21 protein-coding genes and 1 riboswitch are annotated in these 24,844 nt (G+C 76.2%); of the genes, 12 read left to right on the forward strand and 9 right to left on the reverse strand.

The annotated features are described in order from the left end of the window. Window positions 1-11 precede the first annotated feature (11 nt). Both ACWDD9_RS10640 and ACWDD9_RS10645 read right to left on the reverse strand, forming a co-directional pair. Window positions 12-1,526 (reverse strand): MFS transporter, encoded by a 1,515-nt coding sequence (locus ACWDD9_RS10640; RefSeq protein WP_449811380.1) that lies wholly within the window; start codon window positions 1,524-1,526, stop codon window positions 12-14. Window positions 1,527-1,622: 96 nt separating this feature from the next. Then, window positions 1,623-3,074 (reverse strand): RNB domain-containing ribonuclease, encoded by a 1,452-nt coding sequence (locus ACWDD9_RS10645; protein WP_117487492.1) that lies wholly within the window; start codon window positions 3,072-3,074, stop codon window positions 1,623-1,625. Window positions 3,075-3,185: 111 nt separating this feature from the next. Here ACWDD9_RS10645 and ACWDD9_RS10650 point away from each other — a divergent pair, with 111 nt between their 5' ends. Both ACWDD9_RS10650 and yaaA read left to right on the forward strand, forming a co-directional pair. After that, window positions 3,186-3,635, forward strand: a complete 450-nt coding sequence (locus ACWDD9_RS10650) for a DUF3995 domain-containing protein (RefSeq protein ID WP_079271747.1) — start codon at window positions 3,186-3,188, stop codon at window positions 3,633-3,635. Window positions 3,636-3,645: 10 nt separating this feature from the next. Beyond that, window positions 3,646-4,431: a peroxide stress protein YaaA gene (gene yaaA, locus ACWDD9_RS10655; protein WP_049659172.1), complete on the forward strand. Its 786-nt coding sequence runs from the start codon at window positions 3,646-3,648 to the stop codon at window positions 4,429-4,431. 21 nt (window positions 4,432-4,452) lie between these two features. Here the strand turns inward: yaaA and ACWDD9_RS10660 are convergent, their stop codons facing one another. The 3 genes from ACWDD9_RS10660 to ACWDD9_RS10670 are packed head-to-tail and all read right to left on the reverse strand — an operon-like array spanning window position 4,453 to window position 7,200. Then, window positions 4,453-5,592, reverse strand: coding sequence for a bifunctional RNase H/acid phosphatase (locus tag ACWDD9_RS10660; protein ID WP_449811381.1), 1,140 nt, complete (start codon window positions 5,590-5,592; stop codon window positions 4,453-4,455). A gap of 4 nt (window positions 5,593-5,596) precedes the next feature. Then, on the reverse strand, window positions 5,597-6,340 hold the full coding sequence (locus ACWDD9_RS10665) for a zinc ribbon domain-containing protein (RefSeq protein WP_049659174.1): 744 nt from the start codon (window positions 6,338-6,340) through the stop codon (window positions 5,597-5,599). 23 nt (window positions 6,341-6,363) lie between these two features. Next, window positions 6,364-7,200, reverse strand: a complete 837-nt coding sequence (locus ACWDD9_RS10670; RefSeq protein WP_049659175.1) for a Nif3-like dinuclear metal center hexameric protein — start codon at window positions 7,198-7,200, stop codon at window positions 6,364-6,366. A gap of 1,059 nt (window positions 7,201-8,259) precedes the next feature. Here ACWDD9_RS10670 and ACWDD9_RS10675 point away from each other — a divergent pair. Together ACWDD9_RS10675 and ACWDD9_RS10680 are read left to right on the forward strand one after the other, a co-directional pair. Next, on the forward strand, window positions 8,260-10,245 hold the full coding sequence (locus ACWDD9_RS10675; RefSeq protein WP_449811382.1) for an alpha/beta hydrolase family protein: 1,986 nt from the start codon (window positions 8,260-8,262) through the stop codon (window positions 10,243-10,245). Window positions 10,246-10,862: 617 nt separating this feature from the next. After that, a complete protein-coding gene (locus ACWDD9_RS10680; RefSeq protein WP_158077660.1) occupies window positions 10,863-11,036 on the forward strand; it encodes a hypothetical protein in 174 nt (57 codons plus the stop codon). 165 nt (window positions 11,037-11,201) lie between these two features. Here the strand turns inward: ACWDD9_RS10680 and ACWDD9_RS10685 are convergent, their stop codons facing one another. Beyond that, on the reverse strand, window positions 11,202-12,284 hold the full coding sequence (locus ACWDD9_RS10685; protein WP_375874060.1) for an alcohol dehydrogenase catalytic domain-containing protein: 1,083 nt from the start codon (window positions 12,282-12,284) through the stop codon (window positions 11,202-11,204). 161 nt (window positions 12,285-12,445) lie between these two features. On the opposite strand from ACWDD9_RS10685, the gene ACWDD9_RS10690 reads away from it, so the two are divergent. The 5 genes from ACWDD9_RS10690 to ACWDD9_RS10710 all read left to right on the forward strand — a co-directional run bounded on the left by ACWDD9_RS10690 (window position 12,446) and on the right by ACWDD9_RS10710 (window position 18,178). Next, a complete protein-coding gene (locus tag ACWDD9_RS10690) occupies window positions 12,446-13,834 on the forward strand; it encodes a M48 family metalloprotease (protein ID WP_449811383.1) in 1,389 nt (462 codons plus the stop codon). Between the two features lie 132 nt (window positions 13,835-13,966). Then, window positions 13,967-14,620, forward strand: coding sequence for a class I SAM-dependent methyltransferase (locus tag ACWDD9_RS10695; protein ID WP_449811384.1), 654 nt, complete (start codon window positions 13,967-13,969; stop codon window positions 14,618-14,620). A gap of 134 nt (window positions 14,621-14,754) precedes the next feature. Next, window positions 14,755-16,023 (forward strand): hypothetical protein, encoded by a 1,269-nt coding sequence (locus ACWDD9_RS10700; RefSeq protein WP_449811385.1) that lies wholly within the window; start codon window positions 14,755-14,757, stop codon window positions 16,021-16,023. A 7-nt stretch (window positions 16,024-16,030) separates the two neighbouring features. Then, window positions 16,031-17,071, forward strand: coding sequence for an N-acetylmuramoyl-L-alanine amidase (locus ACWDD9_RS10705; protein ID WP_449811386.1), 1,041 nt, complete (start codon window positions 16,031-16,033; stop codon window positions 17,069-17,071). A gap of 195 nt (window positions 17,072-17,266) precedes the next feature. Further along, on the forward strand, window positions 17,267-18,178 hold the full coding sequence (locus tag ACWDD9_RS10710) for a hypothetical protein (RefSeq protein ID WP_117487501.1): 912 nt from the start codon (window positions 17,267-17,269) through the stop codon (window positions 18,176-18,178). 153 nt (window positions 18,179-18,331) lie between these two features. Here ACWDD9_RS10710 and ACWDD9_RS10715 read toward each other — a convergent pair whose 3' ends face one another. The 3 genes from ACWDD9_RS10715 to ACWDD9_RS10725 all read right to left on the reverse strand — a co-directional run bounded on the left by ACWDD9_RS10715 (window position 18,332) and on the right by ACWDD9_RS10725 (window position 21,593). Then, window positions 18,332-19,393, reverse strand: a complete 1,062-nt coding sequence (locus ACWDD9_RS10715; protein ID WP_234348709.1) for a prenyltransferase/squalene oxidase repeat-containing protein — start codon at window positions 19,391-19,393, stop codon at window positions 18,332-18,334. Continuing rightward, the gene (locus ACWDD9_RS10720; protein ID WP_049660417.1) at window positions 19,390-20,133 is read right to left on the reverse strand and encodes a class I SAM-dependent methyltransferase; all 744 of its coding nucleotides are present in this window, start codon (window positions 20,131-20,133) and stop codon (window positions 19,390-19,392) included. The genes ACWDD9_RS10715 and ACWDD9_RS10720 overlap by 4 nt, the downstream gene beginning before the upstream one ends. Before the next feature lie 149 nt (window positions 20,134-20,282). After that, window positions 20,283-21,593, reverse strand: a complete 1,311-nt coding sequence (locus ACWDD9_RS10725) for a glycosyltransferase family 4 protein (protein ID WP_074000830.1) — start codon at window positions 21,591-21,593, stop codon at window positions 20,283-20,285. A gap of 232 nt (window positions 21,594-21,825) precedes the next feature. Between ACWDD9_RS10725 and ACWDD9_RS10730 the strand changes: the two genes are divergently transcribed. The 3 genes from ACWDD9_RS10730 (at window position 21,826) to ACWDD9_RS10740 (ending at window position 24,836) form a co-directional block, all read left to right on the forward strand. Further along, window positions 21,826-22,446 (forward strand): TetR family transcriptional regulator, encoded by a 621-nt coding sequence (locus tag ACWDD9_RS10730; RefSeq protein ID WP_049660100.1) that lies wholly within the window; start codon window positions 21,826-21,828, stop codon window positions 22,444-22,446. A 114-nt stretch (window positions 22,447-22,560) separates the two neighbouring features. Continuing rightward, window positions 22,561-22,642, forward strand: a riboswitch (cobalamin riboswitch). Window positions 22,643-22,749: 107 nt separating this feature from the next. Continuing rightward, a complete protein-coding gene (locus ACWDD9_RS10735) occupies window positions 22,750-24,027 on the forward strand; it encodes a prenyltransferase/squalene oxidase repeat-containing protein (protein WP_449811387.1) in 1,278 nt (425 codons plus the stop codon). Further along, a complete protein-coding gene (locus ACWDD9_RS10740) occupies window positions 24,027-24,836 on the forward strand; it encodes an SCO2322 family protein (protein WP_449811388.1) in 810 nt (269 codons plus the stop codon). Before ACWDD9_RS10735 ends, ACWDD9_RS10740 begins: the two co-directional genes overlap by 1 nt. Window positions 24,837-24,844: the final 8 nt, after the last annotated feature.

A 24,844-nucleotide genomic window follows, 5' to 3' on the forward strand; every position in this document is an offset into this window, starting at 1 on the left:
CGCCGTAGTGGTCATCGTAGCCGCTCGGGCGGCGCCTCCCGTACACCGGACCGGACGGCCGGCGCCTCGGCGCCGAGGCGGGCGGCCACCCGGGCCGCCGTCGCGCTCGCCCGGGCGGTGGTGGTGGCCAGGCCGAGGGCGAGGACGGCGCCGCCGAGGCCGACCAGGATCCACCAGCCGGCGTGGCTGGCCGGGGCGAAACCGGTCGCGACCGGTCCGACCACGGCCGCGGTGACGACCGTACCGATCACCGCCACGCCCAGCGACTGGCCGACCTGACGGCTGGTCGAGGCGACCGCCGCCGCCACGCCCGCCTGGGCGCGCGGCATCCCCGCGACGGCGGCGTTGGTGATCGGCGCGTTCACCATGCCGAAGCCGAAGCCGAACAGCGCGTACGCGACCAGCAGCAGGGCCGGCGGGGAGTCGGCGGCGAGCCGGGTGAGCAGCAGCCCGCTCGCGGCGAGGCCGATCCCGGCCGCGACCAGCGGCAGGCGCGGGCCCCGGCCGGCGACGATCCGTCCGGACAGCGGCGCGCAGACCAGCATCATCCCGGCCATCGGCAGCGTCCACAGGCCGGCCTCGACCGGGCTGTAGTGCCGGACGTCCTGGAGGTAGAGGGTGCTGAGGAAGAGGAAGCCGCCGAGCGCGGCGAACGCGCAGACCGCGGTGACGGCGGCGCCGGTGAACGGCACGCTGGCGAAGAACCGGGGGTCCACCAGCGGCTCGGCCACCCGCCGCTCCCAGAGCGGGAAGGCGACCAGCGCGGCCAGCGCGGTCGCGGCCAGGGTGAGGATCAGCGGGGAGGTCCAGCCGTTGGCCGGGCCCTCGATGATCGCGGCGGTGCCGCAGCCGAGCAGCACGATCATCAGCAGCTGCCCCACCGGGTCCAGCCGGCGCGGCCGGGGGGCGCGGGACTCCGGGACGTAGCGGGCGGTCAGCGCGATGGCGGCGAGCGCCACCGGGACGTTGATCAGGAAGATCGACGGCCAGCCCGCGCCGTCCACCAGGAAGCCGCCGAGCAGCGGGCCGAGCGCCATCGAGATGCCGACCACGCCGCCCCAGACGCCGATCGCCCGGGCCCGCTCCTTCGGGTCGGTGAAGGTGTTGGTGATGATCGACATCGCCACCGGGTTGAGCATCGAGCCGCCCACCGCCTGGAGCGCCCGGAACGCCACCAGCCAGGCCAGGCTCGGCGCCTGGCTGCACAGCAGCGAGCCGAGCGCGAAGCAGACCAGGCCGGTCTGGAACACCCGGCGGCGACCGAAGCGGTCGGCCACCGAGCCGAACAGCATCAGCAGCGAGGCCAGCACCAGGGTGTAGGCGTCGATGATCCACTGCAGCCCGGACGCCGGGGCGTCCAGGTCCCGCTGGATCACCGGCAGGGCGATGTTCACCACGGTGTTGTCGAGGCCGACGATGAACAGGCTCAGGCAGCAGATCGCCAGGACGAGCAGACGGCGGCGGCGCCCGAGCGCGGGCCCGGGGGCGGGCGCGGCTGCGGCGGCGCGGGGCTGGGGGGCGGGCACGGGACCGATCCTCCCACCGCGGGGCGGGCCGGGGCGGGTGGGCGGCGCGTCCGGGTGGCGGGTGGCGTAATCCAGGTGGCACGGGGACGCGGCCCGCTAGACCGCCGTGAAGCGGACGGTCCGGGTGGCCGGGTCGGCCGTCGTCAGCCGGACGTCGATCACCCGGCCGAGCGGCAGCCCGTCCGCGGCCGTGTCGCAGCGGGCCCGGACGGCCGGGTCGCGCAGCTGGACGGTGCCGGAGCCGGGCCGCCGCTCGTCCACGTCGATGACCACCGCGGCGAAGTCCTCGCCCTCCCGGCCCGCGAGCAGCTCCGCCTCCACCAGGTCCACGCAGGCCCGTTCGACCTCCGCGGCGCGGCGGTCCCCGCCCGCCATCAGCGCCGGGACGGCCGGCAGCGCCTCGCGCACCCACTCCGGTACGTCCTCGCCCGCCGCCACCGCCGCGCACACCTCCTGGGCGAAGCGGTCGCCGAGGCGGCGCAGCGGCGCGGTGCAGTGCGCGTACGGGGCGGCGAGCGCGGCGTGCTCCGGCTCGGCGGGGGCGGGCAGGCCGCGGGACTCGTCGAAGGCGTGGTAGCCGGCGCCGCGCAGCAGGCCCGTACAGGCGTTGAGGAAGGCGGCGTTGAGCGGGACGTCCGGGTCGAGGGAGCGGATCAGTTCGGGGTACGGGACGGCCTGCGGCCAGTCCACGTCCAGGGCGGCGGCGATCCGGCGCAGCCGCTCGTACCCGGTGGCGGGCGCGGCGGGCAGGGTGCGCAGCAGGCCGACGCCGGCGTCGAGCATCAGGTCGGCCGCGGCCATGCCGGTGAGCAGGGAGATCTGGGCGTTCCAGCCGTCGGCGGGGCCGGGGGCGCGGTAGCCGAGGACGTAGCCGTGCAGGGTCTCCTCGACCTCCTGTTCGGGCACCGGCAGGCTGATCCCGCCGCGGGCGCGCTCCTGCTCCTCGCGCAGCCGCCCGACTGTCGCGAACAGGGCGAGCTGCTCGTCGGCGCCGCCGAGGTCCACCGCGCGCTCGACGGCGGCGTAGTCCAGCCGGCGATGCGAGCGGACCAGGGCGCGGCGCAGGTCGGCGAGGACGACGGCGCCGTCGGCGTCCAGGTCCAGCTGCCAGAGCAGGGCCGGGCGGGGCTCGCCGGGCAGCAGGCTGGCGGCGTCCTCGGAGATCCGGGTGGGGTGCAGCGGGACGCGGTGGTCGGGGAAGTAGAGGGTCTCGACCCGGCGGCGGGCCTCGGTGTCGATCGCGCCGCCGGGGTGGACGAACGCGGCGACGTCGGCGATCGCGTAGTGCACCCGGTAGCCGCCGCCGGGCCGGTGGGCGAGGTGCACGGCCTGGTCGAGGTCGCGGGAGCCGGGCGGGTCGACCGTGAACAGCGGCAGGTCGGTGGCGTCGTACTCCGGCAGCCGGGGGCGCTCGGCCGCCTCCTCCGCCTCGGCGAGCACGGCCCGCGGCCACTCGGTGTGGACCTCCAGGCGGGTGCGGAGCTCGGTCAGCTCGGTGTTGATCCGGGCGGAGTCGGCGGCCTTGACGCGCAGTTTTCGGCGAGGCATGCACGCCAGGGTAGAGCGGGGCCGGGCGGTTCCGGGCCAGGCTCTGCCCGGGGGCGGCGTAAGCACTCGTACGGTGGGGGCAAGTGGCCGTGCACGAAGGGGGTTTGGGCGATGGGTGCGGTGAAGGTGGCCGGGGGTGTGGTGGCTGCGGTGCTGGGGGCGACGGGGGCGCTGCACGCGGTGTGGGCGGTGACGCCGTGGCCGCTGGGGTCGGCGGAGGAGTTCGCGGACGTCGTGGTGGGGCAGGGTGAGGGGGTGCCGCCGGTGGGCGCGTGCCTGGCGGTGGCAGGGGCGCTGGGGGCGGGGGCGTACCTGGTGGGGGCGGAGGCCGGGGTACTGCCGCAGGTAGGGCCGCGGCGGCTGCGACGGGCCGGGGTGCGGGTGGTGGCGGGGGTGCTGCTGGCGCGCGGGGTGGCCGGGCCGGTGGTGTTCGGCCGGGTGAGTGAGCGTTCGGAGCGGTTCCGGCGGCTGAACGTGCGGTACTACTCGCCGCTCTGTGTGGCGCTGGGGGCCGGGGCGGCCGCAGTAGGGTTGCGGGGTTCGTCCGCCACAGATTGTTGAGGAGTCCGCTGTGCTGGTGCTGTTGCCGCCCTCGGAGGGCAAGGCCGGGTCCGGGGACGGCGGGCCGGTGGCGCTGGAGCGGCTGTCGCTGCCGGGGCTGACGGCGGCGCGCGGCGCGGTGCTGGACGCGCTGGTGGGCCTGTGCCGGGGTGACGAGGACGCCGCCTCCGAGGTGCTCGGCCTCTCCCCCGGTCTGCGCGGCGAGGTCGCCAAGAACGCCGGGCTGCCGACGGCGGGTGCCCGCCCGGCGGGCGAGGTGTACACCGGGGTGCTGTTCGACAACCTCGGCCTGGCCACCCTGGACGCCGCCGCGTACGACCGGGCCGAGCGCTCGCTGCTGGTCTTCTCCGGTCTCTGGGGCGCCGTGCGGATCTCCGACCGGATTCCGTCCTACCGCTGCTCGATGGGCGTCAAGCTCCCGCAGCTGGGGGCGCTCGGGGCGTACTGGCGGAGCGCGATGGCCCCCGTGCTCCCCGAGGTCGCGGACGGGCTGGTGCTGGACCTGCGCAGTTCCGCGTACGCGGCGGCCTGGAAGCCGGCCGGCGAGGTGGCCGCCAGGACCGCGACCGTCCGGGTGCTCCAGGAGCGGAACGGCAAGCGCAGCGTGGTCAGCCACTTCAACAAGGCGACCAAGGGGCGGATCGTCCGGGACCTGCTGGCGGCCGGGGCGGAGCCGAAGACGCCCGGCGAGCTGATGGACGCGCTGCTGGAGCTGGGCCACCACGTCGAGCTGGCGGCGGAGGGCACAGCGCGCAAGCCGTGGCAGCTGGACGTGGTGGTCACCGAGGTGCACTGAGCACCCCGGTGACGACGGGCCCTAGCGCAGGTGCGAGGTGTCGTTGAGCAGCCGCACCGAGGCGTTGCCGTCCGCGTAGTACTGGACGGCGCAGATCGAGGCGGCGGACAGCTCCATCCGGTACATCGAGTCCGGCGGGGCGCCGAGCGCCAGCCGGACCAGGGTCTTGATCGGGCTGACGTGCGAGACCACCAGCACGGTCTTCCCCGCGTACCGGGCGAGGATCTTGTCCCGGGCGACGCCGGCCCGGTGGGTGAGCGTGGTGAAGCTCTCGCCGCTGCCGGTCGGCCTGGCCTTGGCGGAGCCGAGCCAGGCGGTCAGGTCGTCGGGGTAGCGCTCCCGCACCTCGGCGAAGGTCAGGCCCTCCCAGGCACCGAAGTCGACCTCGCGCAGCCCGTCCTCGTACCGGACCTCCAGGCCGAGCCGGGCGGCGGCGGTCTCGGCGGTCTGCCGGGTGCGGAGCATCGGGGAGGCGACGACCGCCTGGACGCTGCCGCGCGCGGCCAGTGCCTCGGCGGCCCGCTCGGCCTGCCAGCGGCCCTTGTCGGAGAGCTCCGGGTCGCTGCCGCCGCTGCCGGAGAAACGCTTCTCCGGGGTGAGCGGGGTCTCTCCGTGGCGCAGCAGGACGAAGGTGGTGGGGGTGCCGAGGTCGGCGGGGGCGGCCCAGCCGGCCTTGGGGGCGGCGGTCTCCAGCGGCGGCTCGTCGACGGCCGCGACCGCGGCCTTGGGCTTCGGCTCCCACTGGCGGCCGTCGCGGCCCGCGTCCATCGCCTCGTTGGCCAGCCGGTCGGCGTCCTTGTTCCGCTCGCGCGGGATCCAGGTGTACGTGACCCGGGCGCGCGGGAGGACGGTGCGCGCCTCGGCGGCGAGCGGCTGCATGTCGGGGTGCTTGATCTTCCAGCGCCCGGACATCTGCTCGACGACCAGCTTGGAGTCCATCCGGACGTCCACCGAGGCGTCCGGGTCCAGGTCGCGGGCCGCCCTGAGCCCGGCGATCAGGCCCTTGTACTCGGCCACGTTGTTGGTGGCGTGGCCGATGAACTCGGCGGCTTCGGCGATGATCTGCCCGGTGTCCCCGTCACGGACCACCGCGCCGTAGCCGGCCGGCCCCGGGTTGCCCCGGGACCCGCCGTCGGCCTCGACGATGAAGCGCGCCGCCACCGGATCAGACGCCCGAGTCGGAGGTGCGGACCAGGATCCGCGAGCAGTTCTCGCAGCGGACGACCTTGTCGGCCGGCTCGGCCTTGATGGCGTTCAGCTCGGTGATCGAGAACTCGGTGCGGCAGCCCTCGCAGCGGCGCTGGTAGAGGCGGGCCGCGCCGACGCCGCCCTGGGTCTCGCGCAGCTTGGTGTAGACCTTCAGCAGGTCGGCCGGGATGACGGCGGCGACGGTCTCGCGGTCGCGCTTGACCTTCTCGGCCTCCCCGTCGATCTCGGCGAAGGCGGCGTCGCGGCGGCCCTCGGCCTCGGTGAGGACGACGGTGGAGTGCTCCAGGCGGGCGGACAGCTCCTCGACCCGGCTCTTGGCGCTCTCCTGGCGCTCCATGATCTCCAGCACGACGTCCTCCAGGTCGCCCTGGCGCTTGGCGAGCGAGCCGATCTCGTGCTGGAGGTTCTCCAGGTCCTTCGGCGAGGTGATCGCGCCGGAGTCCAGGCGCTGCTGGTTGCGGGCGGCACGGGAGCGGACCTGCTCGACGTCCTGCTCGGCCTTGGTCAGCTCGCGGGCGGTGTCGCCCTTCTGGGCCTCGGCGGCGACGACGAGGTCCTTGAGCGCGGTGTGGTCGGCGGTGACCTTCTCGATCTCGGCGTGCTCGGGCAGGCTCCGGCGCCGGTGGGCCAGCTGGTCGAGCTTCGAGTCGATGGCCTGGAGGTCGAGCAGGCGGTTCTGGTCGGCGGGCGCGGCGTTCAAGCGGAGAGCTCCTGTGAATCGGGTCAGGCGGTGAAGGACATGGGGGCGTGCGCGGTCCACGGGTCGGTGACCCGGTGGGAGACCTTGGTCTCCACGGCCCAGCCGCGCTTGTCGGCGGCGGCCAGCAGGGCCCGCTCGGCCAGGGTGAGCCAGGGCCACTCGGTGGCCCAGTGGGCGGCGTCGAGCAGCGCGACGGGCGACGCCTCCGCGGCCTCGGAGGCCGGGTGGTGACGCAGGTCGGCGGTCAGGTAGGCGTCCACGCCGGCCGACCGGACGTCGGCGAGGAAGCTGTCGCCCGAGCCGCCGCACACCGCGACCCGGCTGACCAGCCGGTCCGGGTCGCCGGAGACGCGGACGCCGGCGGCGGTGGCGGGCAGGCCCGCCGCCACCTGCGCGGCGAAGGCGGAGAGGGTCAGCGGGGGCTCCAGCAGGCCGATCCGGCCGGTGCCGCGGCGGCCCAGCGGGTCGGTCGGGTCCGGCACCAGCGGGCCGGTCACCCGCAGGCCCACCGCCTCGGCGAGCGCGTCCGAGACGCCGGGGTCGGCGTGGTCGGCGTTGGTGTGGGCGACGTGCAGGGCGATGCCGTTGGTGATCAGCGTGTGCACCACCCGGCCCTTGAAGGTGGTCGCGGCGACGCTGGTGGTGCCGCGCAGGTAGAGGGGGTGGTGGGTGACCACGAGGTCGGCGCCCCACTCCACGGCCTCGTCGACGACCGCCTGGACGGGGTCGACGGCGAAGAGCACGCGGTTGACCTCGGTCTGAGGGTCTCCGCAGACCAGGCCGACGGCGTCCCAGGACTCCGCCCACTGCGGGGGGTAGACCTCTTCGAGCGCGGTGATGACGTCGGACAGTTTCGGCACCTGTCGAGACTACCGTGCGCGCGGGGGCGGTCGGGCCTCGGCCGTACGGCCGGGCGCCGGGGGAACGGTCTCGGCCGGGTCGCGTCGCGCCTGCGGCGCCGGGTCGTCGCCGGTCCGTCCTCGGTCCGTCGCCGGTACGTCGTCGGTCCGTCCTCGACGCGTCGCGGCCGCGTCGGCCGGTGCCTCGTGGCCGTTCGGGCCGGTGCCTCGTGGCCGTTCGGACAGGGGAGCTGGGGGCGTACGGGTGCACGTCAATCTGCGACGAGAGGCGCCCGACGGGCCCCGCGCGCTCCGTACGCGGCCGCGCGCCGGTCGTCCGTTACTCACAGCAGGGTTCCCGTACGGGTTCGAAACCAGGCCTTTGCACCCTTACGAGTGAAGTGACCGGCTCTGCGTTGAGGCTTCGGTTGGCTCGAAAGTAACTTCACTTCTGCGAACGGGAGTTGCCCCGGCGGCAGCCACGACCAGGAGTCGGGCGGTGCCGTGCCGGGCCGGACGGGATCCGGGTGAGCACTCCCGTACCGGGGCGGTACCGCCGCCCCTTCCGGAAGAACCGATCAGGCCGGGCCGTCCCCCGGGTGCCGCGAGCAGTGGGCACCGGGGCGGCGGCCGCGACGAAGGGATGTGGTGGCGAATGGGGGCGGGCACATCGCTGCGTACGGCCGGGGACAGGGGATCGGTGGACCGTGGACCGGGTGCGGCCGGTTCGTGGCCGGAGGCGGAGCGGGCGGCACCGGCCGGTGCCGGAGGCCGGGGAGGCGGCGGTGACCGGGAGGTCACCGTCGGCGGCTTCCGGCACACGGCCCGGCCCGCCGGGCGAGGGCCGGTGCCGCCCGCCGTCGGTCCGATCGGGCAGGAGGACCCCGCCGTCCTGGTGCAGGAACGAATCGCCGGGCCTCCGTCGTGCCGCGGCCGGGTCGCTGCCCGGCCGGGGCAGGCCGGCGGCCCGGCCCGCCCCGGCGCCGGGGACCCGTCCGGCAACGCGGGCCCGTCCGGCACCACAGGCCCCTCCGACCCGGCGGGCCCGTCCAGCACCACCGGGGTGAGCGGAGCATGAACGTGGCCACCCGAACCATGACCCAGACGCTGCGCCGGCTGAGCTTCACCTTCGCCGCCGACGGCAGCCACGCCGCCTGCCTCGCCTCCTCCGCCGACAGCGGCTGGTACGTGGAGAGTTGGCGGCTGCCGCAGGACGGCGGACCGGCCGTGCCGACCGCGCTGCCGCTGCCCGGCAACCGCGCGGAGAGCCTGCGCTCACAGCTGGTCGCACTGCCGGACGGCTCGGTGCTGACCTGCCGGCACGACGGCGAGCGGCACGACCTGGTCCGCCTCTCGTACGGCGGGAACGGCGCCCTGGAACAGCAGTTGGGCTCGTTGCGGATGACCGGCCTGCGGGTGCTGCCGCTCCCCGCCCAGGCCGGCGCCGACCCGCGGACGCCGGTGGCGGTCGCGCTCGGCAGCGACACCCGCCCGGCGACCACCGCCTGGCTGGTGCGCACCGACGGCAGCGAGCCCGAACAGGTCGCCGAGATCCCGGGGTTGCACGGCGGCGGCACCTGGCTGGACCGTACCGGCACGCTGCTCGCGCTGGACCGGGTGAACGCGGGCCTGGTCCGCAGCGTGGTGCTCGACCTGCGCGCCGGCCGCACCTCCCCCCTGCTGGAGATCGGCCCGCGGAGCAACGACCGCCTGGTGCTGTTCGACCCGGACAGCCGTTTCGCGATGGTGCGCAGCGACGCGCCCGGCACCGACCGGCTCGGCTGGGGCGTCCTCGGCGCCGGGGAGCCGCTGCGCTTCCCCGAGCGCCTGCACGTCGCGGGCATGTTCCTGCGGCCGGTCGCCCTGCGGGTCGCGGCGGACGGCCCCCGGGTCGCGGTGCAGATCGACCACGGCGCGGGCTCGGCGCTCGCGCTGTGGCGGCCCTCGGCCGGGCGGCTGGACCCGCTGCCGGTCCCGCCCGGGCGGCTCGGCGCGGTCGGCCACTGGGGCGAGGCGGGGCTGCGCGTGCCGTACTCCTCGCCCGACCACCCGACGGCGCTGGCCACCCTCGACGTCGACACGCTGCTGACGCACGGACCGCTCCCGCCCGTCTCCGGCCCGACGCCGCTCCCGCTCCAACTCGCGCCGCTGGCCTCGGGGTTGCCGGGCCCGTGGCGGGACACCATCCTGCCCTGGCAGCCCGGCGGGGTGCGCCCGGTGCGGACCGAGCCGCCCGGCTGGCGGCTCGACGGCAGCACCCCGCCCGGGGACGGCGGCCGCTGGCATCCCGCGCAGAGCCTCGAACTCGCGGGCCCGGCAGGCCCGTTGGAGGCCGTGGTGTACGGCGGGGACGCCTGGCTGAGCAGCCCGCACCTGGTGCTGGCGCTGCACGGCGGCCCGGCGGACGCCTGGCGGCTGGAGTTCGACCCGACACTGCAGCGGATGGCCGCCGAGGGCCTGGCGGTGGTCGCGCCGAACCAGCGCGGCTCCACCGGCTACGGCGTGGCGCACGCGCTGGCCATCCGGGGCGCCTGGGGCGGTCCCGACCTGGACGACGTCCTGTACCTGCTGGACGGCATCGCGGGCCAGCGTGCCGCCCTCGGCCTGGAGCCGCCGGCCCTCTTCGGGGTCAGCTACGGCGCCTTCCTGGCGCTGCTGGCGGCCTCGCACGCGCCGGCCGAGCAGGTCGCCCGCTGCGCGGTGGTCGCGCCGTTCCTGTCCGGCGCCCGGCTGCTGGCCGAAGCGGCGCCCCCCGTACGGGCGTTGACCACCCGGCTGGGCGGCGGCGAGCAGGTCGCCGACGCCCGCGGACCGCGCGACGTGCTGCAACTGGCGCACCGGCTGAGCGCGCCGCTGCTGGTGGTGCACGGCAACCGGGACGAGGTCGTACCGGTGAGCCAGTCCCGCTCGCTGCGGCACGAGTTGCTGCGGATCGGCCGGGTCGAGGGCGAGGACTTCCGGTACGTCGAGGCGGCCGGCTCCGGGCACGAGGTGCTCGCCGACGAGGGCGCCGCCGTCCTGCACGAGCTGCTGGCCACGTTCCTGCGGACCGGCCGCCCGGGCTGACCCGCCGCCCGGTGCCGTCCCGGACACCAAGCTCGGGCACCGAGCCCAGGCGCCAGGCCCAGACGCCAGCCCCGGGCGGCCTCGACGCCGCGCTAGGCGATCCGAGTGAACTCTCCGCAGGTGGGCGCCACTTGTCGGCCTTGGTACGGACCTGCCCGTCCCCCGCCCCGGCCGTACTGCCGGACCGGGCGGCCCGCCGTCCGGACGCCGACGCCGAGGAGCGGGTCGAACGGGCCTCCGCCGCACACACGGGGACACTGATGATCGCCGATGATCGTTGCGCGCCGCATCAGTTCCGCACCGCGGGCGGACCCGGCTGCCGCCGCCGGACGGCGGGCGCGGGCCGCCGACCCGGCGCGGCGGTCTCTGGGCGCCGTCCCCGCGCCACCGCGAGCCGGTCGGCCGCCGGCCCGCTTCCGGGCCCGGGACCAGCGCGGGACTCGCGTCATGATCTCGATAGGATCTCGTCCGTCCCGGCCGTTATGGTGACCGGGGCACGGGCCGCGATCACCGGCTACGGGCGCGCACCGGGCGCCCGATCGGGGACCAGACCGTGCGCCACCGGCGCCGGCCGGGCGCCGATGACCTGCACCCTCCGCACGGAAAAGACGATTCTCATGTCCGACACCCTCACCGACACCACCGGACCCGCGGTTACCGGGACCGACGCCGACGAGAAGACGGCCAAGGACACCGCGTCGCACGGCCGCCACCGCGGTGGCTCCGCCGCCGACGACAGCCCGGAGTCCGACCCGCACGGCCGCCACCGCGCGGCCGGGGCGCTGGGCTGACCGCACCACCACCAGGGCACCGCGTACGAGGGCCCGCCGGGAGGGCACGGACTCCCCCGGCGGGCCCTCGGCTTTCCCGATGCCCCCGCCCGAAGTCTCCGTGCGAAGCCTCCGCCCGAAGTCTCCGTGCGAAGCCCCGAGCAGCGACCCGGCCGCGGCCCGCCCTCAGCCCAGCGTCACGACCGTCCGCAACGCCTCGCCGCTCCGCATCTGCGCGATCGCCTCGTTGACGTCCGCGAGCCCCACCCGGTGGGTGACCATGCCGTCGAGGTCGATCCGCCCGGCCCGCCAGAGGTCCACGACCAGCCCGATGGTGCGCGCCACCGTCGCCCCGCCGTAGAGCGAGGGCAGCAGGCGCTTCTCGTTGAAGAACAGCTCGCCCATGGTGAACTGCGCGAGGTCGTCCTGCGCGCCCGCGCCGATGACGACCACCGCGCCGCCGCGCCGGGCGGCCTCGTAGCCGGCCCGGACGGTGGCCGCGCGGCCGACCGCCTCGAAGACGTAGTCGAAGCCGCCGCCGGGCAGCTTCTTGGCCGCCGCCTTCAGCTCCTCGGGCGCGATCGCCTCGGTGGCGCCGAACGCCAGGGCGCGCTCGCGGCGCGAGGCCACCGGGTCGACGACGGTGATCCGGCCGGCGCCGCAGACCCGGGCGCCCTGCACGGTGGCCACGCCGACCCCGCCCGCGCCGATCACCGCGACGGAGGCGCCGGGCTCGACCCGGGCGGTGTTCACCGCGGCGCCGATGCCCGTGGTCACGCCGCAGCCGATCAGCGCGGCGGCCTCGTACGGGAGGTCGTCGGGCACCTTGATGACGGCGTTCGCCGCGACCACGACCTCCTCGGCGAAGGCCCCGGTGCCGTAGAAGCCGGAGGCGCTCAGCCCGCCCTCGGCGATCCGGAAGCCGGGGGCGCCGAGGCCGCGCAGGCTGGCGATGCAGAGGTGGCCGCGGTCCCGGCGGCAGTGGTCGCAGCGGCCGCAGGGGGCCATCCAGCAGAGCACCACGCGGTCGCCGGCGGCGAGGCCGGTGACGCCCTCGCCGACCTCCAGCACGTCCCCGGCGCCCTCGTGCCCGGGGACGAACGGCGCGGGCTGCGGCAGGACGCCGCTCATCGCGGAGAGGTCCGAGTGGCAGAGGCTGGCGGCGCGCATCCGGACCCGTACGGTGCCCGGCCCGAAGCCCACGGCCGTCACGTCCTCGCGGACGTCGAGGGTCTCCTGGCCGGTCTTGTGCAGGACGGCTGCGCGCATGGGTGCTGCTCCCGGGGTGCCTGGTGTTCCTCGGATCGGCGGTCGGGCCGATTCTGGCACGGGCGGCGCGACGCGACTAGAACGCGTTCCACAACAACCGGCCGGCGGAACTGTACGAATTCACTGTCCTTCCACCACCGCGACACGCCATGATCACCACCGTGTCGACACCCCTTCCGACGTCCTCACCGACGTCCCCGCCTGCGCCCTCGCAGGCCTCCCCCGAGCAGCCCGCCCACGGCGCGTCCTGCCCCCGCTGCGCCGCCGCGCTGACCGCCGACCCGCGCTTCACCGCCTGGTGCCCGGCCTGCGACTGGAACCTGTCCCCCGGTCAGGACGGCGCTCCCGCGCCCACCCGGCGCGAGCGGGCGGCGGCCGACCGCACCGACCGGCTGTTCGAGGAGCAGGCCGCCGGCGGCGACTCCCCGACCGCCCGCCGCGACTGGCTGCTGGCCTCCGCCGCCGCCGGCCTGGTCCACCTGGTCACCGTCGGCCTGCTCTGCCTGGCGGTCTGGCTGCTCGTCACCGGGAGCACGGTGCAGCGCTGCGCGGGCGTGGTGGCGCTGGTGGTCGCGGTCGCGCTGCGGCCCCGGCTCGGCCGGGTGCCGCGCGACCAGAACGTCCTCGACCGCGCCTCGGCCCCGGCCCTGTACGGGCTGGCGGACCGGGTGGCCGCCGAGCTGGGTGCCGCGCCGGTGGCCGTCATCCGGGTCACCGACGAGTTCAACGCCTCCTACGGGCTGGTCGGGCTGCGCCGCCGTCCCGTCCTCGAACTGGGCCTGCCGTTCTGGGAGGTGCTGGACGACCGGCAGCGGATCGCCCTGCTCGGCCACGAGTTCGGCCACCACGTCAACGGCGACCACCGCCGCTCGCTCTGGCTGCACAGCGCGGTCTCGGCGCTCGCGGCCTGGTACGGCATGGTCCGGCCCGACCGGCCGGGCCGCGCGCACGGCGACGAGCTCTCGCTGCTGATCCGGATCGGCGCGCTGGTCGGCGCGGTCGTCCTGCGGGCCGTCGCCTGGCTGCTGCTCCAGGGCCTCTACCTGTTCGACCGGCTCACCTCCCGCGCCGGGCAGCAGGCCGAGTACCGCGCGGACGCCCTCGCCGTCCGGGTCGGCGGCAGCGAGGCGGCCGGCGGGATGCTCGCGACGCTCCTGCTGTTCGGCCCGGTGTGCACCGCCGTGGGCCGGATCCGCGCCGAGGAGCGCCGGCACCCCCGGACGGTCCGCCGCGGCCGGGGCCGGGGCCCGGAGCGGCCCGAACAGTCCGAGCGGCCGAAGCCGCCCGCCCCGGAACTGCTCTGGGAGCGGCTGCGCGAGCACCTCGGCTCCGTCCCCGCCACCGAGCACGAGCGCCTGCTGCGGCTCAGCGCCCGTGACCACGCCGCCGTGGACTCCACCCACCCTCCGACCCATCTGCGGATCGCCCTGGTCGAGCGCGCCGAGGCCCGGCCGGCGGCCGTCACCGCCACCCCCGCCGAGGTCGGGGCGATCGCCGCCGAGCTGGCCCCGCACCGCGCCCGGATCGCCGCCGACCTGCTCGCGGGCTGACCGCCGCCCGAGCGACGCACGGCACCAGTCGGCACCGGTCGGCGCCGGCCGCCCCGGCGGCGCCGCTACCGCTACCGTCGAGTAGGGTCCGTGCACGTCCGCCTGCGTCCCGACCCCCCCGAGGAGCACCGCATGTCCGACCTGCTGCTGAGCGCCGAGCCGGCGTCCGAGGTGCTGGCGGCGTTCGAGGAGGCCACCGGGTTCATGCCGGTGGACGAGGGGCTCGCGCTGTACGCGGCGGCGGTGGAGGCGGCCCGGACCACCGGGCTGCCGGTGCTGGAGATCGGCACCTACTGCGGCCGCTCGGCGATCCTGCTCGCGGCGGCGGCCCGGGAGGCGGGGACGGTCGCGCTGACCGTCGACCACCACCGCGGCTCGGAGGAGCAGCAGCCCGGCTGGGAGTACCACGACCCGACCCTGGTCGACCCCGAGGTCGGGCTGATGGACACCCTGCCGCGGTTCCGCCGTGCCCTGCACGCCGCCGGGCTGGAGGAGCACGTGGTGGCGCTGGTCGGCCGCTCGCCGCGGATCGCCGCGCTGTGGGGGCGCCCGCTGGGCCTGGTGTTCATCGACGGCGGGCACACTGACGAGCACGCGACCGGCGACTACGAGGGCTGGGTGCCGCACCTGGCGCCGGAGGGCCTGCTGGTGGTGCACGACGTGTTCCCCGACCCGGCGGACGGCGGCCAGGCCCCGTACCGGGTGTACCTGCGGGCGCTGGCCGAGGGCTTCGAGGAGGTCTCGGTGACCGGCTCCCTGCGCGTCCTGCGCCGCGCCGCGCGGTAGGACATCTGTTCGCTCCCGGGGTCCCGCGCCGATGCTCTAACGTCGTGCCGGGGCTGCCGGGCAGGGGTTCGAACGGTACGGTGGCCGCGCAGCACCAGGCAGAGCATCGGCGGACGGTGGGGGCCAGCAGCGACATGACGGACCAGCAGAACAGCGCTCCGGCGGTCTGGGACCCGACCGCGCGCGGCGGCGCCGGCGGCTGGGTGCGCGGCCCGCAGCGCCCGGCCGACGCGCAGCCCGTCCCCGAGGCGCCCGCCACCCCCCAGCCTCCCGCGGCCCCGCAGCCCACAGCCCCGCAGTCCGCCGCCCAGCCCGGCCCGATGGCCCCGCCGCCCTCGCCCGGCGCCGTCGGCGACCAGGGCCCGCCGCTGGGCGCCCGCCCGTACCTGGCCGCCTCGCCCGGCTACGACCCGCCGACCGCCCGGCTGTTCCCCGCCGCCCCGCCGCCCCCGGCCGCCCCGCCGGCGTCCGCGCCGTTCCCCTCCCACCCGGGTCCGCCGTCCCACGCCCCGCAGCAGGAGACGCGGCAGACCCCCGGCTACGACTACCTCCTACAGCCGCCCGCCGCCCCGCCGCAGTCCCCGTACGGCGCGCAGCCCCCGTACGGCAGCCCGCTCCCCTACGGCGCCCAGCCCGACTACCCGACCGGGACCGCCCACGGGGACGACGAGGACCGGCCGACCAACCGCAGGGCCCCGCTGCTGATCGGCTTCGCGCTGCTCCTGGTGCTGGCGGTCGGCGGCGGCCTGCTGTTCGCCCTGCGGGGCGGCGGCGACAAGGACGGCCAGGCCGCGCCCGCCCCGGCCTCGGCCCCGGCGACCGGCGCGGAGAACCCGCCGCCCGCGACCGCGCCCACGGGTGCGGACGGTGCGCCGAGCGCCGCCGCGAGCGCGTCCGGCTCGCCCGCCGGTACGCCGTCGCCGAGCTCGACCGCTCCCGGTCCGGGCGCCAAGGCGCAGGCCCAGGCACTGGACGGCCTGCTCAGCGAGGGCGAGAGCGCCAAGGCCCCGATCGGCAGCGCCGTCGCCAAGGTGACCAGCTGCCCGCCGAAGGCCGACATCGAGAGCGCCGCGCAGGACTTCGACAACGGCGCGAGCCAGCGGACCGCCCTGCTGGCCAAGCTCTCCCAACTGAGCGTCACGGACGTGCCGGGCGGCGCGGACGCGGTGAACTCCCTGAAGTCCGCCTGGCAGTTGTCCGCCGACATAGACAAGGCGTACGCGAGCTGGGCGCGCGCCGTCGCCGCCCAGGGCTGCACCGGCCGGGCCCCGGCCACCGCCGACAAGAAGCACGCGGACGAGCTCAACCCGCAGGCCACGCAGGCGAAGACGGACTTCATGACGAAGTGGAACGCGATCGCGAAGAGCTACGGCCTGACTCCGCGCACCCAGGACAGGATCTGACCGACCAGTGACCGGCACCGCCCCCCGACCGCCCCGCCGCTCCGCCCTGCTGCGCGCCACCACCGCCGCGGCCGTGGCCGTTCCGCTCTGCACGGCGGGCTGGTTCGGCTGGCGGGCCCTCGACCACTCCGGCCCGGCGGGCGCCACGGCGGCCCCGGCCGCGTCGGCCCCCGCCGCCTCGTCCCCGGCTGCCGACCCGGCTTCGGCGCCGCCCGCCCCGACGGCCACGGACCAGCCGGGCGCCGCCGACCCCGGCGCCCCGGCCGACGGCACCGCCGCGCCCCTCACCCCGCCGGTCGCACCGCCGCCGTCCACCACCCCGACGGCCGAGGCCCCGCCCGCGCCCGCCGACGCCGCGGTCCTGACCGGCCGCACCGTCCTGCTCGACCCCGGCCACAACCCCGGGAACTCCGCCCACACCGCCGAGATCAACCGCCAGGTGGACATCGGCAACGCCCGCAAGGAGTGCGACACCACCGGCACCGAGACCAACGCCGGCTACACCGAGGCCGAGTACACCCTGGACATCTCCCGCCGGGCCCGCGCCCTGCTGGCCGCCCGGGGCGCCACGGTGGTCCTGGTGCAGGACGGCGACCGGCCCTGGGGCCCGTGCGTCGACGAGCGGGCCCGCGCGGGCGCCGACGCCCACGCCGACGTCGCGGTCTCGGTGCACGGGGACGGCGGCCCGGCGAGCGGCAGCGGGTTCCACGTGATCATGCCCGCCCGGGTGGTGGCGGGGAAGGCGGACAACGCGGCGATCGTCGCCCCCTCGCGCTGGCTCGGCCTCCTGCTGCGCGACCGGTTCCACGCCGCGACCGGCGAGCCGTACGCGGACTACATCGCCAAGGACGGCCTGGACACCCGCTCCGACCTGGGCGGCCTCAACCTCTCGACGGTCCCCAAGGTGTTCATCGAGTGCGGTAACATGCGCAACTCGACGGACGCGAAGCGGATGACGGACCCTCAGTGGCGCCAGCAGGCGGCCCGGGGGATCGCCGACGCGCTGACCGCTTTCCTGACGACCCAAGAGAAGACCGAAGAGCGGTAAGGGAGTTGGGCCGCGACCGGCGGAGGACGACGCTCCGCCCGGACCGCACGGTTTGCAACGACTTCACCCCATTCCCGGTCCCGCCGTGCACCGGCAGGACGGTTGGGCCTAGGCTTCTGGTCCGTTCGGGAGTTTCGGCCGGTCGGCCCGACCGCGCGAACCACCGTCCACGACACGTCAACGAGGGGAACGTTAGTGAATCTGCGCGCTCTCACCAGGGGAGACGCCGCCGTCGCAGGCGCGGCCGTCCTGCTCTTCATCGCCTCCTTCCTGCCTTACTGGACCGTGGACTGCGGCAACAGCCGGTACTGCCCGCCGTCGCAGAACGCGTGGAGCACGGACCTGTTCCCCATCCTGCCGTCGATCTACCTCCTCGGCATCGCCGCCGCGGTGCTGATCCTGGTGCAGCGCTTCCAGGGCGCGGCCGCAGCCAACCGCCAGGTGCTCGGCCTGCGGCTGGACCAGTGGGGCATCGCCCTCTCCGTCGCGGCGCTGTGGACCTCGGTCTGGGCGCTCGGCGGCGGCACCTCCAGCTCCGTCGTCAGCCACGGCTTCGGCGCCTGGCTCGGCTTCATCGCGCTGCTCGCGCTGGCCGGCGCGGCCGCCGCGGGCCCCCTGGTGCCCGCACTGAAGGCCCCGCTGGCCGCCGACCGCCCGGCGGCCGTCCCCGGCCAGTACGGCTACCCGGGCCAGCCCGGTCAGCCGGGTGCCCCCGTCCAGCCCGGCCAGTACGGCTACCCGGCCCAGGGCCACGACCCGGCGTTCGGCGGCCAGGGCGGCTACGGCTACCCGGGTGCCGGCCAGCCGCAGCCCGGCCAGCCGGTCCAGGCCGCCCAGCCGCACGACGCCGGCGCCCCCGCCCCGCAGCCGGTCCCGGCCGCGCAGCAGGCGCCCGCCCCGGCGGCGGACTTCCAGCCGTTCTGGTTCGCCGTCCCGGCCCCGCGCCAGCTGGCCCCGAAGGACAACCCGGCCGGCGCCCCGGTCGGCGAGGTCGTGCCGGGCACCTGGTACCTGGCCGTCGAGCAGCGCGGCGCCGCGCTGGTCGCGCAGCTGCCGGACGGCAGCCAGGGCGTGCTGGCCGACACCACGGGCATCCAGCGCGGCTGATACAGCACGGCTGACGCCCGCGGACGCACACCGCGAAGGGGCGGGACCGGTTCTCCGGTCCCGCCCCTTCCGCGTGTACGCGCCGTCTCCGCGCCGTGTACGCGCCCTGTGCGCCCGTCCCCCGCGCCCCGTTCCGCGCGCAGTGCGCCGGGCTCAGCAGCAGTCCGCGACCACCAGCCCGGCCGGCAGCTGCTCCCCGCCGAAGACCGCGACCGTCGCCGGGTCCCCGCCGAGCGCGGCGACCGCGAGCAGCAGCGCCCCGGCCGTCCAGGTGGTGCGCTCCTCCGGCCAGATCGCGTCGTCCTCGAAGACGTACCCGGTCCAGTACGAGCCGTCCTCGTGCCGCAGGTGCTTCTGGATCCAGCGCAGGATGTCCACCGCGCGGTCGGACTGGCCGATGGCCCAGAGTGCGAGCGCCAGCTCGGCGCTCTCGCCGCCGGTCACCCACGGGCGGTCGCTGACGCAGCGCACGCCGAGGCCGGGGACGACGAAGCGCTCCCAGTCCCGCTCGATCCGGGCCACCGCCGCCTCGCCGCGCAGGCCGGTGCCGAGCACCGGGTAGTACCAGTCCATCGAGTAGCGGCCCTTGTCCAGGAACCGCTCGGGGTGGTGGGAGACGGCGTGCCCCAGCCGGCCGGCCGCGAGCTCCCAGTCGGGCTGCGGCTCCTCCAGGTACTCGGCGACGGCCAGGCCGCAGCGCAGCGCGTGCAGGATGCTGGACGAGCCGGTGAGCAGCGCCTCGTCGGTGGCGGTGCCGTCCCCGTCGACCCGCCAGGCGATCGGGCCGCCGGGCAGCCGCAGCCCGACGATGAAGTCCAGGGCGCGCCGGACGACCGGCCAGATCCACTCCAGGAAGGCGTCGTCGCCGGTGCTGAGGTGGTGGTGCCAGACCCCGACCGCGATGTACGCGCAGAAGTTGCTCTCCTTGGCCCGGTCGGTGACCGCGCCGTCGGTGTACGCGGCGTACCAGGAGCCGTCCGGGTTCTGGGCGGCGGCGAGCCAGCGGTAGGCGGCCTCGGCGGCGGCGTGCTCGCCGGCCGTGTCGAGGGCCATCGCCGCCTCGGTGTGGTCCCAGGGGTCGAGGTGGTGGCCGGCGAACCAGGGTATGGCGCCGTCGGGGCGCTGCTCGGCCAGGATGCTGCGCACGGTGTCGGCGGCCTGCTCGGCGTCGAGCACCCCGTCGAGCAGCAGCACCTCGGGGACGGCGGCCGTCACGCCGTCCCGCCCGGCGCGCGGTTGGGCTTGGAGGCGTACGCGACGAAGCTCTTGCCGATCACCGGGTTGAGGGCCCGCTCGGCGGCCCTGGTGAGGCTGCTGATCACCGGGGTGCCGACGATGTCCCAGACCAGCAGCTGGTGGTAGGCCTTGACCGGCAGCGCCTTGTCGTTGTCGACGCCGACCGCGCACTTGATCCACCAGTACGGCGAGTGCAGCGCGTGCGCGTGGTGGGTGCCGTACGGCTCCAGGCCGGCGTCCTTGAGCTTCTCGAGCAGCTCGTCGCCCCGGTAGATCCGGATGTGGCCGCCCTCGTTGGCGTGGTACTCGTCGGACAGCGCCCAGCAGATCTTCTCCGGGAGCCAGCGGGGCACGGTGACGGCGAGCAGGCCGCCCGGCTTGAGGACCCGGAACATCTCGTTGAGCACGCCCTTGTCGTCCGGGATGTGCTCCATCACCTCGGAGATGATGATCTTGTCGAAGTACTCGTCCTCGAACGGCAGCGCCAGCGCGTTGCCCTCCATCGCGACCGCCGACGCGCCCTCGGGGGCCTCACCGGCCTGCTCCATCGCCGCGAACCACTTCCTGACCTCGGCGATCTCCTCGGTGTTCTGGTCGAGGGCGATCACGTTGGCGCCACGGCGGTAGCACTCGAACGCGTGCCGGCCCCCGCCGCAGCCCAGGTCGAGCACCCGGTCGCCGGGGGCGAGCGGGAAGCGCGAGAAATCGACGGTCAGCACTGCAGGACTCCCATTCCTATTGCTACCAAGCGTTCTTGACGCTTCGTCACGCCACTCCCGGCACGTCACGCTTCGTCGGGCAGGCTCGCCCTGCCGCCACCGCTCCGCCTCCGCCGACCGGCCGTCACCGACCTGCCGCGGGCGGGCGGCTAGGCCACGTACCGCCAGCCCGGCCCCGAGCGGGCCCGGGCGCCGACGCCGGTGGCGAGCGCCGCGCGGTAGGCCTCGGCGGTCAGCTCGGCGGCCCGCTCCCAGGTGAACCGGGCCAGCACCCGCTCCCGCCCGGCCGCGCCGAGCCCGGCCCGCAGCTCCGGGTCGTCCAGCAGCCGGCCGAGCGCGGCGGCCAGCGCGTCCGCCTCCCCCGGCGGCACCGCCAGGCAGGACTCCCCGTCCGGCCCGGCCACCTCGGGGATCGCCCCGCCGGTGGTCGCGACCAGCGGGGTGCCGGTGGCCATCGCCTCGGCGGCGGGCAGCGAGAAGCCCTCGTAGAGCGAGGGGACGCAGGCCACCTCGGCCGAGCGGTAGAGGTCGACCAGCTCCTGGTCGGTCAGCCCGCTGCGGAACTCGATGTGCCCGGCCAGCCCGAAGCGGCGCACCGCCTCGGCCACCGGCCCGTCCTCCTTCTGCGGCTTGCCGACCACCACCAGGTGGGCGTCCCGCTCGGTGCGGACCTTGGCGAGCGCCTCGACCAGGAAGACCAGGCCCTTCAGCGGGACGTCCGCGCTGGAGGTGGTGACGATCCGGCCGGGGACGCGCTCGATCTCCGCCGAGGGCGACCAGAGCCGGGTGTCGGCGCCGATCGGCACCACCGAGATCGCGCCGGGCGCGACGCCCAGGTGCTCGGCGATCTCGCGCTGCGAGGTGCCGGAGACGGTGATCACGTGGTCCAGCCGGGCGGCGACCCGGCGCTGCATCCGGGTGAAGGCGTACCAGCGGCGCAGCGAGAGCCGCTTGCCGCGGGTGGTGGCGGCGTCCAGTTCCAGCTGCCGGTCCACGGTGATCGGGTGGTGGATCGTGGTGACCAGCGGGAAGCCGTGCCGGGCCAGGCCGAGCAGGCCGTAGCCGAGGGTCTGGTTGTCGTGCACCACGTCGTAGCGGCCCTTGTGGGCGGCGAGGTAGCGGCGGGCGCGCAGCGAGAAGGTGAGCGGCTCGGGGAAGCCGCCGGTGCGCATGGTGGCGAACTCCAGCACGTCCACCGGGCCGCGGAACTCGTCGCGGGCCGGGGTGCGGAAGGGGTCGTCGGCGCGGTAGAGGTCCAGGCTGGGCAGCTCGACCAGGCGCACCGAGCCGGGGCCGTCGACCTCGTCGAGCACCGGGAAGGGCTGGGCGCCGATCACGTCCACGTGGTGGCCGAGCCTGGCCAGCTCCCGGGAGAGGTGCCGTACGTACACGCCCTGACCGCCGCAGAAGGGGTCCCCTCGGTACGACAGCAGGGCAATCCGCAGCGGCTGCGCGGTCATCCTGGGCCCTCTTCTCTAGCTGCTTACGGTGCTGCCGGTCGTGCTTCCGGTCGCTAAAGTAGATCAGGTTTCAGTGGCTGGGGAACTCGTCGTCGACCACGTGAACAATGAGAGACCTCGAAGATACCGGCCCGTAGCTTTCCCTCAGGAGCCAGGGCTGGTGATTCCCGCCACGCCGGATCCTGCCGACCATGTGGAGCACGCCGCCACTCTCGCCCGCCCGGGAGCACCCTTGCCGCCACCCCCTCCTTCCACCTCTCCGCAGCTCTCGCCCCCGGGCGAGCCGCCGCTGACCGCGCGCCAGGCCGAACGGCGCCGGCGCATCCTGCGGGCCGCCACCGCGCTGGCGGTGCGGGGCGGGTACGAGGCGGTGCAGATGCGGGAGGTCGCGGAGGGCGCCCAGGTCGCCCTCGGCACGCTCTACCGGTACTTCCCGTCCAAGGTCCACCTGCTGGTGGCGGTGATGCTGGAGCAGCTCCAGGGCCTCCAGGAGCACATCCGGCGGCACCCGCCGACCGACCGCGAACCGGCGCCGCGGGTCGCCGACGCCCTCACCCGGGCCTTCCACGCGCTGCAGCGCGAGCCGCTGCTGGCCGAGGCGATGGTCCGGGCGCTGTCCTTCGCGGACCGCTCGGTGGGGGCCGAGGTGGACCAGGTCAGCACGGCCACCGGGCAGCTCATCCTGGACGCGATCGGCCAGTCCGGACCGCCCACCGAGAGCCAGCGCGCGGCGGTGCGGGTGATCGAGCACACCTGGCACTCGGCGCTGGTCGCCTGGCTCTCCGGGCGCGCCTCGATCGCCGAGGTCCGGGCCGACCTGCACACCGCGGCCCGGCTGCTCGCCCTGCCGTGAGCGCTCCCTCTTCCTCCGCCGACTGGAACCTGTTCCTGCCCGCTGCGGGGCGCCCGTGGCGCTCCGGCGGCTAGAGTCGACAGTCGGCACAACTCCATCCCGCTCCTCCCCCGGGGAAAGCCGGTGCGAATCCGGCGCTGACCCCGCAGCCGTGAGACCGGCGCCGCCATCGGCCGCCCGGACGAGTCGGAGCACCCGGGGAGGGGCGAGCGGCCAGTCCGGACGCACGCGCCCGGCACCGTCGAGGACTACGGAACGGCCCCGCCCGGGCCACCACCGCTCACCGAAAGGCACACCCGCACCATGCTGACCGCCGCCCGCCTGGGCGCCGCCGCCCTGTCCGCCGCGCTGCTCACCGGCCTCGCCGCAGGACCGGCCCTCGCCGACAGCCCCGCGCCGACCCCCGCCGCCGTCCCCGACGGGCTGTACGGCAAGAGCGACCCGACGTACGACGGCGTCTGGCGGCAGTCGCTGGCGCTCACCGCGCTGACGGCGGCCAAGGTCACCCCGGCCGACTCGGCCGTCGGCTGGCTCACCGGGCAGCAGTGCGAGGACGGCGGCTGGCCCTCCTACCGGGCCGCCGGCGCGGCCTGCGACCCCAAGACCGAGGACAGCAACGCCACCGCCGTCGCCGTCCAGGCCCTGGTCGCCCTCGGCGGGCACCAGGAGGCCGTCGACAAGGGCGTCGGCTGGCTCAAGGCCAACCAGAACGCCGACGGCAGCTGGGCGTACAACCCGGGCAGCCCCGGCGACGCCGACTCCACCGGCCTCGCCGTCAACGCGCTGTTCGCCGCCAAGACCGACCCGGCGGGCGTCGCCAAGGCCGGCAGGTCCGCCTTCGACGGGCTCGCCCTCTTCCAGCTCGGCTGCACCGCCCCCGCCGACCAGCGCGGCGCCTTCGCCTACCAGACCGACCCGGCCGGCGGCGCCCTCACCCCGAACGCCCTCGCCAGCGCCCAGGCCGCGCTCGCCGCGAGCGGCGGCCACCTGCCGGTCGCCGGCACGGTGCACGCCGACGCCGCGCCCAAGGCCCTGGCCTGCGCCGACGCCCCGACCGCCCCGGCCGCACAGGGCTCCTCGGCCTCCTCGGCCCCGGTTTCGCACGCGGAGTCCGGCGAGGCCGTCGGCGCCTACCTCACCGCCCAGCTCGCGGCCGGCGGCGACCACCTCACCCTCACCACCCCGGGCGCCGCCCCCACCCCCGACTACACCGCCACCGCCTGGGCCGCCCTCGCCCTCAGCCAGAGCGGCCACCCCCAGCAGGCCGCCGGCGCCGTCGACTGGCTCGGCAAGGAGGGCGCCACCTGGACCAAGGGCGGCACCGACGCCGGCGCCACCGCCACCCTCCTGCTGGTCGCCCAGGCCGCCCACCGCGACACCGCCGCCCTGACCGGCCAGCTCACCGCCCTCGGCCCGGCGCCCAAGGCCACCGACGCCTCCGCCACGGCGACGGCGACCGCCCCGGCGAAGAAGAAGGACGGCGGCATCGGCCAGTACTGGCTGATCGGCGTCGGCCTGCTCATCGGCGTCGGCGGCGGCCTCCTCCTCAGCCTCCAGCGCAAGCGCAACACCCACCTCTGATGCGTCCCGCCTCCCACGCCGCTCCCGGCGGGCCGGGCCCCGGCCTGCCGGGTGACGGCGCCCGCGCCCGCGCCCGCCGCCGCACCGCGCCCGCCGCGCTGCTCCTCCCCCTCCTCGGGGCGGTGCTGCTGCTCGCCTCCGCCGCTCCGGCGCAGGCCGCCGGGTACCGGTACTGGTCGTTCTGGCGCGGCGCCGAGGGCGGCAGCTGGACGTACCAGCAGCAGGGGCCCTCCGTCGCGGTGCCGCCGGACGGGGCCGTGGACGGGTGGCGGTTCGCGCTGAGCCCGGACGGCGGGCAGGACGCCGCGAAGCCCCGGACGGCCGGGAGCTTCGCCGACATCTGCGCGGACACTCCCGCCCAGGAGGGCCGCAAGCGGGTGGCCGTCGTGCTGGACTTCGGCACCGCCGAGGACGCCGGCTCCGCCGCCGGTTCGTCCGCCTCCGGCTCGTCCGCTTCCGGTTCGTCCGTCTCCGGCTCGTCCACCTCCGGTTCGTCCGCCGCCTCGGTGCCCGAGCAGCGCACGGCCTGCGCCACGGTCGCGCCCCGCGCCACCTCGGCCGAGGTGCTGGCCACCGTCGCCCCGCCGCTGCGCTACGACACCAACGGGCTGCTGTGCGCCATCGCCGGGTACCCGAAGGCGGGCTGCGGCGACCAGGTCGGCGCGGCCGGTGCCGCCCAGCCGGCCGCCGGATCCGCCGACCAGAGCACCGGCAGCGGCCCGGACGTCGGCCTGATCGCCGGTGGCGCGCTGGTGGCCGTCCTCGCCGGTGGCGCCGTCTGGCAGGCGCGCCGCCGCCGTCACCCCTAACGTCCCCC

The sequence above is a fragment of the Kitasatospora sp. NPDC001119 genome (assembly GCF_053598475.1).